This window comes from Methylobacterium sp. 1A, assembly GCF_058072805.1.
This window is the reverse complement of sequence record NZ_JBYQVE010000002.1, coordinates 2,002,897-2,018,046: the sequence shown is the minus strand read 5'-3', so window position 1 is coordinate 2,018,046 and position 15,150 is coordinate 2,002,897. Positions and strand designations below refer to the sequence as shown.

13 protein-coding genes are annotated in these 15,150 nt (G+C 74.0%); 1 reads left to right on the top strand and 12 read right to left on the bottom strand.

Translation table 11 applies throughout. The features are described 5' to 3' along the window. Positions 1-23: 23 nt before the first annotated feature. From ACX9MN_RS29580 to ACX9MN_RS29570, 3 genes are all read right to left on the bottom strand, one after another. Positions 24-1,196 carry a M20 aminoacylase family protein gene (locus ACX9MN_RS29580; RefSeq protein WP_489726167.1) on the bottom strand — a complete coding sequence of 391 codons (1,173 nt, stop codon included), beginning with the start codon at positions 1,194-1,196 and terminating at the stop codon, positions 24-26. A gap of 99 nt (positions 1,197-1,295) precedes the next feature. Next, the gene (gene cueR, locus ACX9MN_RS29575; protein ID WP_056526064.1) at positions 1,296-1,757 is read right to left on the bottom strand and encodes a Cu(I)-responsive transcriptional regulator; all 462 of its coding nucleotides are present in this window, start codon (positions 1,755-1,757) and stop codon (positions 1,296-1,298) included. After that, entirely contained in the window at positions 1,754-4,228 is a 2,475-nt protein-coding gene (locus tag ACX9MN_RS29570; protein WP_489726166.1) for a heavy metal translocating P-type ATPase, read from the bottom strand. Before ACX9MN_RS29570 ends, cueR begins: the two co-directional genes overlap by 4 nt. 174 nt (positions 4,229-4,402) lie before the next feature. On the opposite strand from ACX9MN_RS29570, the gene ACX9MN_RS29565 reads away from it, so the two are divergent. Continuing rightward, positions 4,403-5,014 carry a glutathione S-transferase family protein gene (locus ACX9MN_RS29565; protein WP_489726165.1) on the top strand — a complete coding sequence of 204 codons (612 nt, stop codon included), beginning with the start codon at positions 4,403-4,405 and terminating at the stop codon, positions 5,012-5,014. Here ACX9MN_RS29565 and ACX9MN_RS29560 read toward each other — a convergent pair. The 9 genes from ACX9MN_RS29560 to ACX9MN_RS29520 form a co-directional block, all read right to left on the bottom strand. Further along, on the bottom strand, positions 4,996-6,267 hold the full coding sequence (locus tag ACX9MN_RS29560; RefSeq protein ID WP_489726164.1) for an ATP-binding protein: 1,272 nt from the start codon (positions 6,265-6,267) through the stop codon (positions 4,996-4,998). The genes ACX9MN_RS29565 and ACX9MN_RS29560 overlap by 19 nt on opposite strands. A gap of 19 nt (positions 6,268-6,286) precedes the next feature. Then, positions 6,287-7,375 (bottom strand): lysylphosphatidylglycerol synthase domain-containing protein, encoded by a 1,089-nt coding sequence (locus ACX9MN_RS29555; protein WP_020092580.1) that lies wholly within the window; start codon positions 7,373-7,375, stop codon positions 6,287-6,289. Positions 7,376-7,527: 152 nt separating this feature from the next. Continuing rightward, positions 7,528-8,157, bottom strand: a complete 630-nt coding sequence (locus ACX9MN_RS29550; protein ID WP_020092581.1) for a uracil-DNA glycosylase — start codon at positions 8,155-8,157, stop codon at positions 7,528-7,530. Next, complete coding sequence (locus ACX9MN_RS29545; protein WP_489726368.1) at positions 8,147-8,905, bottom strand: PIG-L deacetylase family protein; 759 nt, start codon at positions 8,903-8,905, stop codon at positions 8,147-8,149. Before ACX9MN_RS29545 ends, ACX9MN_RS29550 begins: the two co-directional genes overlap by 11 nt. A gap of 42 nt (positions 8,906-8,947) precedes the next feature. Next, positions 8,948-10,186, bottom strand: coding sequence for a glycosyltransferase family 4 protein (locus tag ACX9MN_RS29540; RefSeq protein WP_489726163.1), 1,239 nt, complete (start codon positions 10,184-10,186; stop codon positions 8,948-8,950). A gap of 85 nt (positions 10,187-10,271) precedes the next feature. Then, positions 10,272-11,144, bottom strand: coding sequence for a sugar phosphate isomerase/epimerase family protein (locus ACX9MN_RS29535; RefSeq protein WP_489726162.1), 873 nt, complete (start codon positions 11,142-11,144; stop codon positions 10,272-10,274). Then, positions 11,141-12,742, bottom strand: a complete 1,602-nt coding sequence (locus tag ACX9MN_RS29530; RefSeq protein ID WP_489726161.1) for a YcaO-like family protein — start codon at positions 12,740-12,742, stop codon at positions 11,141-11,143. Before ACX9MN_RS29530 ends, ACX9MN_RS29535 begins: the two co-directional genes overlap by 4 nt. 226 nt (positions 12,743-12,968) lie before the next feature. Further along, positions 12,969-13,964, bottom strand: coding sequence for a Gfo/Idh/MocA family protein (locus ACX9MN_RS29525; protein WP_489726160.1), 996 nt, complete (start codon positions 13,962-13,964; stop codon positions 12,969-12,971). After that, complete coding sequence (locus tag ACX9MN_RS29520; RefSeq protein WP_489726159.1) at positions 13,964-15,145, bottom strand: class I SAM-dependent methyltransferase; 1,182 nt, start codon at positions 15,143-15,145, stop codon at positions 13,964-13,966. The genes ACX9MN_RS29525 and ACX9MN_RS29520 overlap by 1 nt, the downstream gene beginning before the upstream one ends. Positions 15,146-15,150: the final 5 nt, after the last annotated feature.

Genomic DNA, 15,150 nt, shown 5'->3' with positions numbered 1-15,150 from the left:
TGACGGTGCGGCTGGGGGCGCGCTCAGGCGGTGCGCGGCAGCCGGGTCTCGATCAGGCGCGCCCACAGGGACGCCCCGTACGGCGCGGCCGCGTCGTTGAAATCGTAGTGCGGGTGGTGGAGCGAGGCGCTGTCGCCGTTGCCGATGAACATGTAGGCGCCGGGACGGCGGGCGAGCATGTAGGAGAAGTCCTCGGCGGTCATCATCGGCGCCACCGTCCGGTCGACGTTCTCCTCACCCACCAGGGCCTCGGCGACGCCGGCCATGAAATCGGTCTCGGCGGGATGGTTCTCGGTCACCGGGTAGCTCGCCCCGTACGCGACCCCGCCCCGCGCGCCGAAGCCGCCGGCGATCTCGGCCACCAGGGTCTCGATCCGCGCCTTGATCTCGCCGCGCACGGCCTGGGACAGCGTGCGCATGGTGCCGCGCATGGTGACGGTCTGCGGCAGGACATTGAAGGCCTCGCCGGCCTCCAGCGCGCAGACCGAGACCACGGCCGACTGCACCGGGTCGAGGTTGCGCGACACGATGCTCTGCAGGGCGATGATCACGTGGCTCGACACGAGCACGCTGTCGACGGCGTTCTGCGGCAGGGCCGCATGGCCGCCCCGACCCTCGATCGTGATCGTGAAGCGATCGGTCGAGGCCATGATCGGCCCCGGCCGGATCGCGAAGGTGCCGACCGCCATGCCGGGGATGTTGTGCATCCCGTAGACCGACTCGACCCCGAACCGCTCCATCATTCCGTCGTCGACCATCGCCTCGCCGCCGCCGCCACCCTCCTCGGCGGGCTGGAAGATCAGCACGGCCGCCCCGTCGAAATCCCGGGTCTCGGCGAGGTACTTGGCGGCGCCGAGGAGCATGGTCGTGTGACCGTCGTGGCCGCAGGCGTGCATCTTGCCCGGCACGGTGGAGCGGTAGGGCAGGTCGCGCACCTCCTGGATCGGCAGGGCGTCCATGTCGGCGCGCAGGCCGATGGCACGGTTGGAGCTGCGTCCCCGGCCGCGGATGACGCCCACCACCCCGGTCCGACCGATGCCGGTGACGACCTCGTCGCAGCCGAAGGACCGCAGCGTCTCGGCGACGAAGCCGGCGGTGCGGTCGACGTCGTAGAGCAGCTCGGGATGGGCGTGCAGGTCGTGCCGCCACGCCGTCATCGTGTCGGCGAAGGCGCGGATCCGTTCGAGGACGGGCATCGGGGCGGGGCTCTCGTGGCCTTGGCGGGTGGGCCGGACCAGCAAAGCCGGGGCCAGAGCCGCCGTCAACGGCCAAGCTCGGTATCCGCGGCGCCCCGCTCACGCCGCCCCACGCCCCGTGATCCCGCGCCCGCGCCGCCGCGGCGCGGGTGGATGGTCGCCCGCGGCGAGATCGTCTAGGATCGGGCAGTCCGGCCGCGCGTCGCCGCAGCAGGCCTCCGCCAAGTGCTCCAGCGTCCGGGCCATGCCCTCCATCTCGGCGATGCGGCGGCGCAGATCGGCGATCTGCTCCTGCGCGATCGCCTTCACCCCGGCGCTCGGCCGGGCGCGGTCGCGCCAGAGCGCCAGGAGATCCGCGATCGCGTCCACGCTGAAGCCGAGGTCGCGGGCGCGGCGGATGAAGCGCAGCGTGTGCAGGTCCGCCTCGCCGTAGTGGCGGTAGCCGGATTCGGACCGGGCGGCCGGCGGCAGCAGGCCGGTCGCCTCGTACCAGCGGATCATCTTGGCCGAGACGCCGGTCCGGCGCGCCGCCTCGCCGATCGTGAGGGTCGCCGCGCTCATGCCGGCCTCGCGGCCAGCGCCGGCCCCTCGGCCGCCGCGGGACGCCCGCCGGCCCGGCGCAGCCGCAGGGCGTTGCCCAGGACGAACACGCTCGAGAACGCCATGGCGCCCGCGGCCAGGATCGGCGACAGGGCCGGGCCGCCGAACGGCACCAGCACGCCGGCCGCCACCGGGATCAGCGCGGCGTTGTAGGCGAAGGCCCAGAACAGGTTCTGGCGGATGTTGGCCATCACCGCCCGCGACAGCGCCAGGGCCTCGACCAGGGCCTCCAGATCGCCCGACATCAGCACCACGTCGGCGCTCTCGACGGCGATGTCGGTGCCGGTGCCGATCGCCAGTCCGACATCGGCCTCGGCCAGCGCCGGCGCGTCGTTGATGCCGTCGCCCACGAAGGCCACTGGCCCGTGTTCCGCCCGGAACCGCTGGACCGCCTCGACCTTCCCGCCGGGCAGCACCCCGGCGGCCACGGCGTCGATGCCGAGGCTCCGCGCCACGCCGGCGGCGGTGACGGGATCGTCGCCCGTGACCATCGCCACCGCGAGGCCGCGCGCCTTCAGGGCCGCGACCGCCGCGCGGGCGCCCGGCTTCACGGGATCGGCCACCGCCAGGATCGCGGCGTGGCGCCCGTCGAGGACGAGGTGGATCGGGCTCCGCCCCGCGCCCGCCAGCGCCTCGGCCCGGGCGGCGAGATCCGGGTCGAGGGCGACGCCGAGGCGCTCCAGGTAGCGCGGCGCGCCGAGGGCCACGGCCCGGTCCGCGACCCGTCCGGAGACCCCGAAGCCCGCCACCGCCTCGAAGCTGTCCGGTTCCGGCAGGTCCAGGCCGCGCTCGCGGGCGGCCGCCACGACGGCGCCGGCCAGCGGGTGCTCGGAGCGGGTCTCCAAGGCGGCGGCGAGGGCCAGCGCCGCGTCCTCCGCGACACCGGCGGCCGGGACGATCTCGGTGAGCCGGGGGCGCCCCTCGGTCAGGGTGCCGGTCTTGTCGAGGGCCACGACCCGCACGTCGCGCAGGCCCTGCAGCGCCGCGCCGTCGCGGAACAGCACGCCGCGCGCCGCCGCGCGCCCGGTGCCGACCATGATGGCAGTCGGCGTCGCCAGCCCCATGGCGCAGGGGCAGGCGATGATCAGCACCGCGACAGCGTTGACCAGGGCCGGACCCAGCGCCGGGGCCGGCGCCAGCGCCAGCCAGGCCAGGAAGGTCACCGCGGCGATGCCGATCACCGCCGGGACGAACCGCCCGGTGACGCGGTCGACCAGCGCCTGGATCGGCAGCTTGCCGCCCTGGGCGCGCTCCACCATGGCGGCGATCTGCGCCACCACGGTGGCGCCCCCCACGGCCTCGACCCGCAGGTCGAGGCTGCCGCGGCCGTTGAGCGTCCCGCCGACCACGGGATCGCCCGGGCCCTTGCGCACCGGCGCCGGCTCGCCCGTCACCATGCTCTCGTCGACGTGGCTGGTGCCGGAGACCACGGCGCCGTCCGCCGCCACCCGCTCGCCCGGACGCACCCGGACGACGTCGCCGAGGCGCAGGGCGTCGAGGGGAACCTCGGTCTCCGCGCCGTCGCGGACGACCCGGGCGGTCTTCGGCGTCAGGTCCATCAGCCGCGCGATCGCCTGGCCGGTGCGCCCCTTGGCGCGGGCCTCCAGCGTCCGGCCGAGCAGGATCAGCGTGACGATCAGGACGCTCGCCTCGAAGTAGAGGTGCGCCGCCCCGGCCGGCAGGAGGTGCGGAGCCAGGGTCGAGACCAGGGAGTACAGGTAGGCGGCGCCGGCCCCGAGGGCGACCAGGGCGTTCATGTCGGGATGGCCGCGCAGCAGGCCCGGAACGCCGCGCAGGAAGAAGCGCCGCCCCGGGCCGGCGAGGACCAGGGTGGCCAGCGCGGCCTGGACCAGGGCCGTCACCGGGCCGCCGTGCAGCGCGGGCAGGAGGTGGCCGCCCATGTCGAGGACCACGACGGGAACCGACAGCAGGGCGGCGACGATCAGGTCGCGGCGCAGGGCGCGCCCCTCCTCGGCCTGACGGGCGGAAGGGTCGACCGGGTGGCCGGCCTCGACCGGCCGGGCCTCGTAGCCGGCCGCCTCCACGGCCGCCACCAGCGCGTCCATCGGCACCACCCCCTCGGGATGGCGGATCGCGGCCCGGCCGGCGGCGAGGTTGACGCTGGCGCCGGTCACCCCCGGCACGGCGGCCAGCGTCCGCTCGACGCGGCCGACGCAACTCGCGCAGGACATCCCGTCCACGGCCAGCAGGCTCTGCGTCTCTGGGACGGGGTAGCCGGCATCCGCGAGCGCCGTCGCGACGTCGCCCGGGCTCGTCGCCCCGTCGAGGACGAGGCTGGCGCGGTGGGTGGCGAGGTTCACCGCCACGTCCCGGGCGCCGGGCAGCGCCGCGAGGGCGCGCTCGACGCGGCCGACGCAGGAGGCGCAGGACATGCCCGCGACGGGGAGGGTCAGGGCGACGGATCTCGACATGGCGGTTGTCCGGTTGGAAGCATCCATGCCCAGTCAGATGGAGCTTCCCATGATGGGAAGGTCAAGGGTTCGCGGGCGAGGCTCCGGATCCGGCCGGTCGATGCGGGCCGCGGCCGTTGTCGAATCGCGCCCGCCCGGCCAAGGTCACCGCCCACCGGAGCGACGGGGACACCGATGAGCGAGCCGCTGACGATCTACGGCGACCCGGGTTCCGGCAACTGCCTCAAGGTCAAGTGGGTCGCGGCGCATCTCGGCATCCCGGCGGTCTGGCGCGACGTCGACGTCCCGGGCGGCGGGACGCGCAAACCCGAGTTCCTCGCCCTGAACCCCGCCGGCCGCGTGCCCATCGTCGTCCTGCCCGACGGCACCGTGCTGTCGGAATCGAACGCGATCATCGTCTACCTCGCGGAGGGCTCCGCGCTGGTCCCCGCGGAGCCCCTGCCCCGCGCCCGGATGCTGCAGTGGATGTTCTGGGAGCAGTACAGTCACGAGCCCTACATCGCGGTCCGCCGCTACCAGCTCCACTACCTCAAGCGGACGCCCGAGGATCTCGACCCGAAGCTCGCCGAGCGCGGCGCCGACGCCCTGCGGCTGATGGAGGACACCCTCGGGCGCTCGGCCTTCATGGCGGGCGAGATCCTGACCCTCGCCGACGTGGCGCTCGTCGCCTACACGCGCATGGCCCACGAGGGGGGCTTCGACCTCACGGACTACCCGGCGATCCGCGCCTGGGTCGGGCGGGTCGAGACCGGGCTCGGGATCGGCTCCTATACCGGGCCGGCCTGATCGGCCGCGAACTGCGGTGGCGCGGCGCCGTACTCGGGCAGGCTGACCCGCACGGTCGTCCCCTCGCCGGCCGCGCTCTCGATGGCGAGGCGGCCGCGGTGGCGATTGAGACTGTGCTTGACGATGGCGAGCCCCAGCCCGGTGCCGCCGCGGGCGCGACTCGAGGCGACGTCGACCCGGTAGAAGCGCTCCGTCAGCCGCGGGATGTGCTCGGGCGGGATGCCCGGCCCGTCATCGGCCACCGATAGGACGACGCGGCGCCCGAGGCGCGGGTCGTCCTCGCGGGCGAGCCCGACGCTGATCCGGCCGCCGCCGTACTTCACGGCGTTCTCGATCAGGTTCTCGATCACCCGCGCCAGCTCGTCGGCGTCGCCGGGGACCGCGTAGGGCCCCGCCCCCTCCTCCAGCCGGATCGCGGCGCCCCGCGCCTCGGCGGGCGGGCCCTGGGCGTCGACCATCTGGCGGGCGAGCGCCCCGAGATCGACCACCGCGGTGGGGGCGACGTGCTCGCGCAGCTCGATCCGCGACAGCGACAGCAGGTCGTCGATCAGCCGCGTCATCCGCAGGGCCTGGACGCGCATGATCTCCAGGAAGCGCTCCCGGGCCTGCGCGTCGTCGCGGGCCGGCCCCTGCAGGGTCTCGATGAAGCCGATCAGGGTGGCGAGCGGCGTGCGCAGCTCGTGGCTGGCGTTGGCGACGAAGTCGACCCGCATCGCCTCCAGGCGCCGGGCCGCGGTGAGGTCGCGCAGGAACAGCAGCGCGCTGACGCCGGACCCGTCGGGCATCGGCAGGGCGCCGATCTGGACATCGAAGGTCCGCTCCAGCGGCACCCGGGTCGACAGCGCGACGCGGCGCGGGAGGCCCGAACTCAGCACCGCCTCGATGCCGTCGAGGACCTCCGGGTCGCGGAGCGCGAAGGACAGCGGCCGGGCCTGGTGGAGGGCCGGCAGGAGCGCCCGGGCGGCGGGATTGGCCTCCAGCACCAGGGTGCGCCGGTCGACCAGGATGACCGGGTCCGGCACGTGGGCGAGAAGCGCCTCGGCGACGGCGTGGCGCGGCGTGGTGGCGGCCGGGCGCGGCGCGGGCGCCTCGCGGCCGCGCCCGCCGAGCCAGCCGCCCAGGCAGACCGCCGCGAGGCCGATCAGGATCAGCGGGAGATCGAGCCGCCCGGCCAGGGCGGTGGCGAGCCCGAGCAGGCCCGCGGCGATCGCGGCGCCGGTCCAGGCGGGGGAGCTGCGCAGGCGGCCGGACATGGCGGGCGCGGCCGGCCGATCAGCGGGGCTCGGACTCGTCGTGCCACGCCCGGCCGGACGGGCCGGCCGTGCCCTCCGGAGGCCCGGGATCGCGGGCGCCGCCCGCGCGCTTGACGATCTCGTACAGCCCGAGCATCGCCAGGGCGGTCACGAACGGCACGACGTAGTAGCAGCCCCGGAACAGCAGCAGCGAGGTCAGCACCTCGTTGCGCGGCAGGCTCGACAGGGCGAGCAGGATCGTCGCCTCGAACACCCCGATCCCGCCCGGCGCGTTCGACGCGATCCCCAGCATGGCGGCGAGCACGTAGATCGCCAGGAAGGTGGTGAAGCCGAGCGTCGTCTCCTGCGGCAGCAGGACGTAGAGCACCGCCGCCGCCGCGCAGACGTCGCCGATCCCGACGATCATCTGGCCGATGGAGACCGAGGCGCCCGGCAGCTCCAGGCGCCACTGCTTGACGGTGATGCTGCGCTTCTTGGCCGAGACCCAGGCGAGGTAGCCGAGCACCAGGGCGAGCGCCGCGAGGCCGACGCCCTGGTTGATCCGGATCGACGTGAAGGCGAGGCCGGCGAGCTGGCCGGCCTCGATGATCAGGCTCAGGCCCAGCACCACGCCCATGCCGAGCCAGAAGGTGAAGCCGGCGATGACGGTGAGCGCGGCGATCTTGGCCGTCGAGAGCCCCTGCCGGGCGTAGATCCAGTAGCGGATCGTCCCGGCGGTGAGCAGCGGGAAGCCGAGCGTGAAACTCACCGCGTAGCTCGTGAAGGAGGCGAGCGCGGTGATCCGGTACGGCACCTTGATCTTGAGCTGGCGCAGGGCCAGCGCGTCGTAGCCGGTCAGGAACAGGTAGCTGATGCCGACGAACAGGAAGGCGAGCCCGAGCTGCTCGGCGGTCGCCGCCGCGATGGCGCTGCGCACCTCCGCCCAGCTGACGCTCTGCACGAGCTTCCACAGGACGCCGAGGGAGACGGCGAACAGCACGATGCTGGCCGCCGTGCCGATCCAGGCATAACGGCTGCGCCGGCTCTTCCGCTTCGAGCCCGCCTCGGCATCGTGCTGGACCGGCTCGACCGGCTCGGCCGGGCTCCGGTGCTGTCCCTGAAAATTCATGCCGATCGGCGTCCGCCCTTCCGGCTGCGCGGCCCGGCCCGAAGGCCGTCAGCCCGTGCCGGAATCTCCCGGACCGCGGCCCGTTGCCCCGCATGTAGGCCGAACCGGGGCGCAAGGCCAGGGAAGGCAGGCCCGTGACGGGCGATCTATCCTCAGCCGGAGGTCCGATCGAGGATCGCGGCCGCTTCCGCGAGGCCGCGCCGAATCCGCTCCGGCACCTCCGGCGCGGTGCAGACATAGGTCGGGCTCGGGTGCGGCACCCGGATCACCGGCAGGTCGGGGCGGAGCGCCGCGAGGGCGGGCGCGGCCTCGCCGGCGAAGCGGCCGGCCAGCACCGCCACGGCGAGGCGCGGCAGCAGGTCGAGGAGCGGGGCCAGATAGGGCGCGGCCGCCGCCACCTCCGCCCGGCGGGGCGCCCGGTTGCGGGCGCCCTCGGCGTGGATGAGCCAGGGGACCGCGTTCCAGATCAGCGTGTCGGCCCGGCTGAGCCCGGCCTCGGCGAGGAAGCGGAACAGGTTCGCGGCCGTGCCGTTCGCGCTGTCGCGGGTGACGAAGCCGGTGCGCAGGACCGCCGGGCCGGGGGTCTCGAGGAGGAGGAGCATCCGCGCGCCGACGCCGCCGTCCAGGGGGTCGGGCGCCGGGACCGGGGCGCCGCGCTCGGCCGCGACGCGCGCCGCCAGCGCCCGGATCGGTGCGATGTGGGGGCTGTCGATCAGGGCGCGGCGGGCCGCGAGGGCTTCCGGATCGGCCAGCGCCTTCGGCGCCCGCGGCTCAGCCGGCATCGAGGCCGGGGATCGTGAGGCCGAGGCGGCCCGACCGGCGGAAGCGCTCGGCGCCCTCCTCCCGGGCGAGGCGCGCGTCGAGGCCGGCCACGCCGCCGAACTGGAAGCCGATCTGGCTGGCATAGGCCGCGCAGGCCGCGCGCTTCCGGGTCTGGGCCTCCGGGGCGAGGCGCATCGCCGGCTCGGCGAGGTCGGCGAACAGGTCGGCGAGGGGCGCCTTCGGGGCGGCCTCCCGCACCGTGTAGGGAAAGTCGCGCCACCATAGGATCGGCTGCGCCGGCGCGAGGCCGCGCAGCGCCCGCACGGTCTGGACGTGATCGACGTGCCCGCCGATCGCCTGCGGAGCCAGGAGGAGATCGGGACTCCCCGCGGCGATCAGCCCCGCGATGGCCGGTGCCAGCTCGGCCGCGACGCCGTCGTCGGCGCGCGTGTCGGCGAAGAGCTCCGGCGCCGAGCCGTAGCCCCGGTGCGGCGCCTCCCGGAACGGCAGGTGGACGGGCGGCGCGATGCCGAGCGCCGCGGCAGCCCGGACATCCTCGTCCCGGCGCAGGGCCATGTAGTCGACCTCCGGTCCGAGCCCCTTGTCCAGCTGGCAGGCGAGCGCGAAGCCCCTCGGCTCGGCGACGCTGCCGGTGAACAGGGTCGCCATCACCACGCGCCAGCCAGCTTGCGCGAGGCTTGCCAGGAGGCCGCCGCACGAGAAGGCCGCGTCGTCGAGATGGGGCGAGAGGGCGAGCGCGGTGGGCATGGTCCGGGGTGCGACGGTCTCGATGGGTTCCAACCCGCGCGCTCAGAGCAGGTGCGGCTCGGCGCGGAAGCGACAAGTCGGATCGTGGGGCAGATCCGGCGAGAAGCCGGTGGCCGGCCGCTCGCCGCGCACGCGGGCGTAGACGTCCATGATCTGCCGCCCGACCGCGTGCCACGAGTAGACGCGGCGGCACTCCTCCAGGCCGGCCGTCGCGATGCGGCGGCGCAGATCCGCGTCCGCGATGACCCGGGTGAGCGCGGCGGCCAGCGCCGGGACGTCGCCCGGGTTCACCAGCAGCCCGTTCTCCCCGTCGCGCAGGCAGTCCGAGACGCCGACCGCGTGGCACGAGACGGTGGCGAGCCCGGCCGCGAGCGCCTCCAGGATCGTGTTGGAGAAGCCCTCCGCGTAGGTCGGCGAGACGAACACGTCGGCGCAGCGGTAGAGGTCGGGCACGGTGGCGTACTCGGCGTAGCCCGTGAAGGCGATCTCCCGCTCCGAGAAGGCGCGCTCGGCGGCGAGCGCCTTGGCCGGGTCCACGTCGGGCCCGATCCCCGAGATGGTGGCGGCGAACGGCGTGCCCTGCGCGCGCAGGATCGCCAGGGCCTCGATGAAGTCGAGCACGCCTTTCCGGCGGTCGACCCGGCCGTGGTAGAACAGCCGCACCGGGCCCGGATGGGGCGCGGGCAGCCCGTCGGGCGTGCCCTGCGCGAACCGGTCGGTGTCGACCGCGCCGGGCACGATGGTGAAGCGGGCGGGGTCCGACCCGAGCCGCTCGCAGACCTCGTCCACGAAGGAGGCGCCGCCGATCAGCAGCGCGTTGGCGTGGGCCAGCACCTCGCACATGGCGACCCGGTGGGTCTCGCAGCAGGAGCCGACCCAGTGGCCGTCGCCGCCCTGGATCGAGACGACGCTCGGCACGCCGAGTTCGCGCGCGGCGAGCAGCACCGCCCAGCCGGTCGGGTAACCGTATTGCGCGTGCAGGATGTCGAAGGGTTGTCGGGCGTGCTCGCGGCAGATCGCGTACACCATCGCGGCGATGTCGCGCTCGAAGTCGCCCGACGCCTGCTCGCCGAGCTGCTCCAGGCCGATCACCCGAACGCCCGGCACCGGCGGGGGCGGCCCGCCCCCGTAGACCCGGGTGCCGAAGGCGTCGCCCCGGTACTGCGAGATCATCGTGACGTCGTGGCCGGCGCCGACCAGCTCGCGCAGCAGGTTCTGCGCGTAGACGCTCATGCCCGATATCGCCGGGAAATAGCGGCGGCTGAGGAAGAGGATTCTCATCGCGCCGCACCTTCGCATTGACCGGGCGAGGCGCCGAGGCGCCCCCTCTCCCGTGCCCGATCCTCGCCTCGCCGCGGTTCGGCTCTCACTGCCATTGCCGCCGCGTTTCCTGCTCGCCGGCCAGGACCGGGCCGGGGCGCCGACAGCCGCGGAGATAGTCCAGCGCCTGCGGGATCATCACGTCGGCCCGGTGGCTCTCGCGGGACAGCTCGACGCAGATCAGCTTGCCGAAGCCGACCGCCTCCAGGGCCTCCAGGACACCCGGCACGTCCATGTCGCCCTCGCCGAACGGCAGGTGGATGTGGCTGCCGCGCTTCATGTCCTCGATCGCCACGGTGCCGATCCGGTCGGCGAATTCCCGCACGGCGGCCGCCGGCTCGCGCTCGCCCGTGACGAGGCAGTGACCGGTGTCGAGGGCGAGCTTCAAGCCCGGCACGGAGAGGGAAGCGTAGTCGTCGAGCGTCTCGATCAGCATGCCGGGCTCGGGCTCCAGACAGGGCACGACACCGGCCTCGGCGGCGAACGAGGCGACCGCGTGCAGCCCCTCCTCCAGCCAGCGCCGGGCCTCGCCAGGATCCACGCCCGGCTTCGGAACGCCGGCCCAGAACGAGACCGCCTCGGCGGAGAGCATGGCGCCGATCTCGATCGCCCGCTTGAGGAAGCCGACCCGCCGGGCGCGGCCCGCGGCGTCGGCGGTCACCAGCGTCGGCTCGTGCTTGGCGGACGGATCGAGGAGGAAGCGGGCGCCCGTCTCGATGACGCAGGTCAGCTCCAGCTTCTCCAGCAGGCTCGCCACCCGGCCGGCTTCCGCCGCCCAGGTGTCGGCGAAGGGGTCGAGGTGGTGGATGTCGAGGGTGAGCGCCACGCCGTCGTAGCCCGCCGCCTTGATCAGGTGGATCGCGTCGTCGAGGCGGTGGTTGGCCGCGCCGTTGGTGTTGTAGGCGAACCGGAGCGTCACGCCGCCCTCCCCTTTCGCTGGGCGAGCCGGAACGGCGCGTGGTGCGATTCCGGCTCGCGGTAGAGCGGATAGTGCCGCCCGACGATCCGCTCGGCCAGGGCCACGTCGAACAGCGGCTGGCCGCCGAACCGCTCCAGGGCCTCCGGCGTGAGGCGCACCGGCCGCAGGGTCTCGCTCTCGGCGCCGAACTTGATCAGCGGATGGTCGCGGTCGAGAAGCTTCTTCGTGTTGCGCTCGCCGATCCGGTAGTAGCTCATGGTCTCGACCTCGAACCCCGGCACGATCGCCTTCACGACGCCGACCCCGCCGCCCGGCGGTGTGCAGTCGACGTAGAGCACGTCGAACCCGGCTTCGAGCAGCCGGTCGCAGGCGATCTTCCCCCGGGCGTGGCCGTCGGCGGCCGGAGTGGAAGGCAACTCCGTGAATCGCTTCGTGCTGCGCTCGGAATAGACCGTGTCGGCCAGCACGCCGCGCAGGTCGGCCGCCGGCATCTCGATCCATTCGAGCATGGCCTGGAGTGCGCGGCTCTCCTCGAGGTCCAGGCTGGGCAGCGCCTTCTGGATGAAGGCGTCGACGTAGCCTGGCGGCGTCACCGTGGCGGCCATGTCGAGGGGACCGTGCCCGAAGGTCTTGCGCACCCGCGCGGCCTGGAACTCCAGCAGCGCCTTGCGGAGCGCCCGCTCCCGGTCCGGGTCGCAGGCCTCGCCGCAAGCCGAGAGGGCGATCGGCGCCGGGGTGCGCGCCGGATCCTCGTCGTAGCCGACGACGTAGAGGTTGGTCAGCCCGAACTGGTCGGTGGCGAATTTCGGCAGCGCCCGGATGCCCAGCGCCTTCAGCCGGGCCAGCATGGCGGCGTTCTCCGAGCCGATGCCGTCGAGGTCGAGCATCACGCCCTGGTCGAGGGCCCGGAACAGCAGGCCGTTGCCGTCCCGCTGGAGCAGCTCCAGCACGCCGTGGCCCAGCGCGAAAGGCACGTCGGGCCCGGCGCCGAGGCCGTTGGTGATCAGGTTGGTGAAAGGCTTGTAGCCCTCCGACAGCTCGAAATAGTCGGTGGCGGCGACGTCGAGCGGCATCAGGACGATCTCGCCGGTGGCGTGGCGGATCGCGGGCGTCCACTCGAGCACCGTGTCGCGGCCGACCGGGGACCCGGCGGGCAGGCACAGGGTCAGCGGGTCGGCGACCGACTTGGCGCCGTAGACGCGGGCGAGATCGGTATAGCTCGCCCGCTCCTTCGCGCGGGGCAGCACCGCGAGGGACGGCATCAGGTTCTCGGCGATCTCCGCCACGGCGCCGATCAGCGCCTCGTCGTCGGTGGCGCCGTAGCCGATCCCAGACGGCATCGCGCCTACGAAGAACGGGTCGTCGAGGAACAGGGCCACGAACCAGACCGGGATGCCGGTGCGATCGAGCGGCGCCAGCGGGAAGCCGACGACGCGCCCCTCCGGCAGCACGTCGAGATAGGCCTTGACCGGGTCGGGCAGGGTCTCGGGCAGGCCCTCGATCGGCCGCTTGGCGCCGAAACGGTAGGGGCGCGGCGCCTTGATCCGCTCGTGGCGGGCGCGGTCGTCCTGGTCGTGGAAGGCGTCTGCGTTGGTCACGTCGTGTTCCCGTCTTCCTCGAACCGTGCGCCGTGCCGTCGTCCCATTCACGCACCTCATCCTGAGGTGCCGTAGCGCAGCGGAGGCCTCGAAGGAGGGTTCCAGACGGCGCTGCGATCCCTGGAGCCCTCCTTCGAGGCCCGCTGGCGCGGGCACCTCAGGATGAGGGCGCGGGTGGGATGGATGGGATCGGGGCTCGGCGCTGTGTGATCCTGGCCTGTGCTCGCTACCCCTGCCCGTAGGCGCGGGCGACGAGCCGCATCGTGTGAAGGTCCCGGGACGCCGCGTACGCGGCCCGCTCCTCGGGCCGGCGCAGCGCCGAGCCGAAGGCGCGCACCTGCTCGGTGAAGGGCGAGCTGTCGGCGTCGAAGGCGAGCGGTTCCGCGCGCCCGCTGGCGCCGTCGACGAAGGTCAGCGAGCCGCCGGCCGTCTGGCCCATCGTGTTCTCGGCGACGATCAGACCCTTCGTGCCGACCACCTCCAGGCGGCGGCGGGGCAGCGCGTCGGGACAATTGTAGGCGACGTGCAGGCTCGCCAGTGCGCCACTCCGCGTGCGCCCGATCAACAGGGCGCCATCGTCGACGGCGTAATCCTGGGCCTTGGTCTGGGTCAGGGCCGCGAGGTCGGCGATCGGCTCGCCGAGCAGGTAGTCCACGAGATCGAGCCCGTGCGGGGCGAGGTCCATCAGGGCGCCGCCGCCGGCCTGGGCGGCGTCGATCCGCCAATTGGGCTGCCCGGCCTCCGACCAGTCGCGCCCGAGCCAGCAGGCGTAGACGATCCGTACGGTCGTCACCGTGCCGAGCCGCCCGGCCTCGACCTGCGCGCGGATCGTCCGGTGGGCCGGGTGGTGCCGCTGGTCGAAGGCCGTTCCGTAGAAGATCTTCTGGGAGTCGACGGCGTGCGCGATGGCTTCGGCATCCGCCAGCGTCGCCGCCATGGGCTTCTCGCACAGGATCGCCTTGCCGGCAGCGGCCAGCGCCTCGACGGCGCCGCGGTGCAGGTGGTTCGGCGTCGCCACGTAGACCGCCTCGACCGCGGGCTCGGCGATCAGGCCGGCGAGATCGGCGTGGACGCGGGCACCGGCCCGCTCGGCGGCCGCGCGGCTCTCCGGGTTCGGATCGCTGACCGCCACCAGCCGGTGCCCGGCCGCGCGGATGCCGGGCTCCATGTAGTCGCGGGCGACCCAGCCGTAGCCGACGATGCCCCAGCCGACCGCGTCCATCACCACCGCTCCGGCAGGTCGACGAACTCGCGCACGCGCACGCGCTGCGTTTCCGACGCATCGAGGCTTTCGTCGAAGGTCAGCCACTCCGGTCCCGGGGAGTGCAGCGGGTACGTGGCGCGGGCGGCGTACTCCGCCTCGTAGCGCTCCGAGGGCCAGCGGATGACGTAACCGCCGCCCTCGGGTACGTAGAGCGGGTTGAGCCGCAGCACGGTGCCGGGCTTCGGCAGGGTGAGGCCGTCGAGCAGGGCGCGCGGCGCCGGTCGCATCCCGGGACCGCACACCACCGAGAACGCCTCGCAGCTCCGCAGGGCGGCGGGGTCCTGCGGGCCCGGCGCCCGCGCCTCGACCAGCGCCCGGGTCAGCTCCGCGTCGTCGTAGACCAGGGCGTCGGGGAAGAACTCGGCGATCTCCTCGGCCGTCACCGCGCGTCCGGCCGAGAAGCCCGGGCAGTCGCGGTTGTGGATGTGGCTCAGCGCCAGCCAGCCGTCGTCGCCGGCGTTCTGGCGGAGGTTCTCGAGGAGCGCCGCCTTGTCGTCGAGGAAGTAGAAGGCGTCGTTGCAGACGACGAGGTCGACCGGCGCCCCAGGGATCGGCCAGTGGGGCGAGCCGGCGTCGAAGCAGACGAGCTGCGCCTTCTCGGCCACGACCCAGTGGCGCGCGACCCAGAGCTTGGCGAAGACCACGTCGGCGCCGGCGACCTTGCAGCCGCGCCGCTGCAGCTCGCGCAGGTAGTGGCCGATGCCGCAGGCGAACTCGAAGACGCAGACCGGCTCGTTCCAGTGCGCCTCCAGCAGCGACAGGCCGGCCAGGAAGGTCGGGTCGCTCCAGCGGTGCAGGAAGTAGTCGCCGACGCGGCCCCAGCCGAGGAGCTCGACCGCCTCGCGGAGGGTCGCCTCGCGGCGCGTCTTGATCAGGCGGATGATCCCGGCGGGATCGGCCGGCGGCCCGTTCCACCAATCATCCTGATCGACCAGCAGCGCGGCCAGCGCCTCGTCGGGCTCGCCGGCGTCGAGATGGGCGAGCACCCGCTCCACCAGGGCCGCGCGGTTGATCCGCAGGTACGGGATGCCGTCGATCACGGGCCAGCGCGCGCCGGTCTCCGCGTCGCGCAGGGCGTGCGGGCCGTCGGCCTTCAGCGGGTTGCCGGTGTCCGGCGATCTGAGTTCGAACGGGATCATGGTTC

Coding starts and splice junctions, on each gene's coding strand:
- ACX9MN_RS29580 (WP_489726167.1), bottom strand. CDS start 1,196: ATGCCCGTCCTCGAACGGATCCGCGCCTTCGCCGACACGATGACGGCG.
- cueR (WP_056526064.1), bottom strand. CDS start 1,757: ATGAGCGCGGCGACCCTCACGATCGGCGAGGCGGCGCGCCGGACCGGC.
- ACX9MN_RS29570 (WP_489726166.1), bottom strand. CDS start 4,228: ATGTCGAGATCCGTCGCCCTGACCCTCCCCGTCGCGGGCATGTCCTGC.
- ACX9MN_RS29565 (WP_489726165.1), top strand. CDS start 4,403: ATGAGCGAGCCGCTGACGATCTACGGCGACCCGGGTTCCGGCAACTGC.
- ACX9MN_RS29560 (WP_489726164.1), bottom strand. CDS start 6,267: ATGTCCGGCCGCCTGCGCAGCTCCCCCGCCTGGACCGGCGCCGCGATC.
- ACX9MN_RS29555 (WP_020092580.1), bottom strand. CDS start 7,375: ATGAATTTTCAGGGACAGCACCGGAGCCCGGCCGAGCCGGTCGAGCCG.
- ACX9MN_RS29550 (WP_020092581.1), bottom strand. CDS start 8,157: ATGCCGGCTGAGCCGCGGGCGCCGAAGGCGCTGGCCGATCCGGAAGCC.
- ACX9MN_RS29545 (WP_489726368.1), bottom strand. CDS start 8,905: ATGCCCACCGCGCTCGCCCTCTCGCCCCATCTCGACGACGCGGCCTTC.
- ACX9MN_RS29540 (WP_489726163.1), bottom strand. CDS start 10,186: ATGAGAATCCTCTTCCTCAGCCGCCGCTATTTCCCGGCGATATCGGGC.
- ACX9MN_RS29525 (WP_489726160.1), bottom strand. CDS start 13,964: ATGGACGCGGTCGGCTGGGGCATCGTCGGCTACGGCTGGGTCGCCCGC.
- ACX9MN_RS29520 (WP_489726159.1), bottom strand. CDS start 15,145: ATGATCCCGTTCGAACTCAGATCGCCGGACACCGGCAACCCGCTGAAG.